At 39.0% G+C, this 2,623-nt stretch carries 3 protein-coding genes; 2 read left to right on the plus strand and 1 reads right to left on the minus strand.

Annotation, left to right across the window (positions count from 1 at the left end; translation table 11 throughout):
- Positions 1-427: 427 nt before the first annotated feature.
- Both H5202_RS20320 and H5202_RS20325 read left to right on the plus strand, forming a co-directional pair.
- On the plus strand, positions 428-1,252 hold the full coding sequence (locus H5202_RS20320; protein WP_182773661.1) for a M90 family metallopeptidase: 825 nt from the start codon (positions 428-430) through the stop codon (positions 1,250-1,252).
- A 49-nt stretch (positions 1,253-1,301) separates the two neighbouring features.
- On the plus strand, positions 1,302-1,907 hold the full coding sequence (locus H5202_RS20325; protein WP_182773662.1) for a nuclear transport factor 2 family protein: 606 nt from the start codon (positions 1,302-1,304) through the stop codon (positions 1,905-1,907).
- 93 nt (positions 1,908-2,000) lie between these two features.
- Here H5202_RS20325 and H5202_RS20330 read toward each other — a convergent pair.
- The coding region (locus H5202_RS20330; protein ID WP_182773663.1) for a GAF domain-containing protein at positions 2,001-2,623 on the minus strand (623 nt) is incomplete at its 5' end.

Consider the following 2,623-nt stretch of genomic DNA (forward strand, 5'->3'; position numbering starts at 1 on the left):
AGGCAACTGATTTCACAATATTTTAGTTTATCACCACAGCAACAAAAAATATTAGATGCTAATTTTGTAGATTAATTATTTACGTTAAAGACACTTTACAATACATAACGAGTCCAATTTCCTCCCCTGCCCTTCACTGGCAGCAAATATGTTATTAGTATTTGTTAGCCAGTGCTTTTATTTACTGCAATCTTAAATAATCTGATAAGTAACTACGTTAACATTTTCCCTCTCACGGTTATTTAGTTTCCACTAAAACTTGAATTTGCTTACCAAATGCCCCATTAATCTGATAGATACAATGAACAAACAGCTATTGAATAGACAGTCATTGAATAAAATGACTCGTTCATGCTCAAACGTTCAAGCCAAGATATAAGCTTGTGATAACAATCTTAACGCCCTCTTTGATTATCAGGACATTTCTATGATCGCAATTGTAATATTGCTCGTTATATCCATAACAGCTGTCGCATGGATTGTCAGTAGCCAATGGCGTCTTAACCGCCAACGTAACATTGTTACCCGTCAGCCATTTCCAACACCATGGCGTAACATATTAAAAAAGCGTTTTCCTTATTTCAAAGCCATGCCTACGGATTTGCAGCTTCAACTCAAAAAACATATTCAAGTTTTTATTAATGAGAAACAATTTGTCGGTTGTGACGGGTTCGAAATCAACGACGAAGTAAAAGTCACAATTGCAGCCCAAGCTTGTTTATTATTACTCAATCGTAAAACTAACTATTACCCAAAACTGAAACAAATTTTAGTCTACCCAAGCGCGTTTATCGTCGAGCAAAACCGGACCGATATAGCAGGCGTGCAATCATCTCAGCGTAATGTGTTACTGGGTGAATCTTGGGGGTATGGTAAAGTAGTTTTGTCGTGGCACAGCACTATAGAAGGCGCAGCCGACCCATTCGATGGTAGCAATGTAGTAATACACGAATTTGCTCACCAGCTTGATCAAGAGGATGGAACCGCTAATGGTGCACCACCTCTGCGCGATATCACTTCATATCGCTCATGGTCTAGCACCTTGGGGCAAGAATTTAAGCAACTTCAGCATTGCGCTCAACAACATATCCCGTCATTATTTAACTATTACGGCGCGACCAATCCGGCGGAGTTTTTTGCGGTAATAAGTGAAACTTTTTTTGAACGGCCTGTGGAGTTTTACCAACAGCATCAAAAACTGTATAAAGAATTAAGCCTGTTTTATCAGCTAGACCCAATTAATTGGCATTAGAAAAGTAAACAAAAAAATCATAATAATTCACTACGTAAAAAGGGATACTATGCAATCAATTATTCACCGACTCGGATTTATTGCCGTGCTAATGACCACTGTGGCAGCCTTTGATTTACACGCAACTGAAGCTGAAGAATCAACACCCGAACAAAGCCAAACAGAAACGAAAAACAAACAAATTAGTCAGCAAGTGAGCTCCGAAAGCGAAGCTGTCATTAAAGACATCAGTCAAAAAAATGAGTTAATTGACAGCCAAGGCTTGTCTGAAAAAGACAGTCAAGCAGTCAGTGCCTTATTAAATCAATTACATGAAAGTGCAGCAGTAGCTGACTGGACCACTTATTTTAGTCTTTATCATCCACAAGCGGTGTTTATTGGTACCGATGAGACTGAACGTTGGAATATGGCTGAATTTGAACGCTATTCCAAACCCACCCAAGGTTGGCGCTACGAAGTAAAATTGCGTCACTTGTTGCAAATTGACGACACAATTGTTTTTGACGAGCAACTTTATAGTCCAGAGTATGGCGCAAGTAGAGGAACTGGGGCATTAGTGAAAACAGCTGAAGGATGGAAAATTGCGCAATATCATTTGAGTTTTCCGATTCCAAATGACAAAGCTAAACGTATTACCAGCTTGATTATGCAGTAAATAATTGACAAAAATAAAAGGAGATACCTAAACGGTTATCTCCTTTTTTGACCCACCTCAAGTGATATAAACTCCACTAACTCATAGACACGACTAACTCATAGACACCACAAAGCAAACATTGGCTAACTGACAGAAATGGGTAAAGCTTTCGTTATCTTGCTGCTCAAAATGCCTGCTTGTCGCATGTCTATCCGCATAAAATAGCCCAAGCACTTTAGTACCGATTGTTAATGGCGCAATTAAAAAACCGAATTGTGATAAACGCTCAACTAATTCATCATCAACTTGCACTTTGTAATCCTGAGCTGTTTGTAAATTAAACCAGATACTGCGTTTCTGCTCAATACATTGACTAAATACTGACTTTCGGTCATTCAATTCAATCACAAATGCTTGCTTAAGTGATTCAGCATCATCTCCCATCATTACCCGCGGTTGCAATAACTTGCGACTTGGCGACAATAATAACACCCCACAACGGTCGACCCCGACACCAGTCAATATGCCTTCAAGTGCGGTGTGCATAATTTGGTTAAAATCAGTTTTAACTACTGCATATTGGGTCAATTGGCGTAACTTGCTAAGTTGATACCCTTGGTCGACTTCACGTACTTCAAACACAAGTTCAGGGGTTTCTGAGCTATTTAATTCACTGGTAGCATTCGTGTCTTCTTTAGCAGGAATACAATTGGTATTTGAAATATACGGAATCA

It is taken from the genome of Shewanella sp. SG41-4 (assembly GCF_014164505.1).
Lineage (GTDB): Bacteria > Pseudomonadota > Gammaproteobacteria > Enterobacterales > Shewanellaceae > Shewanella.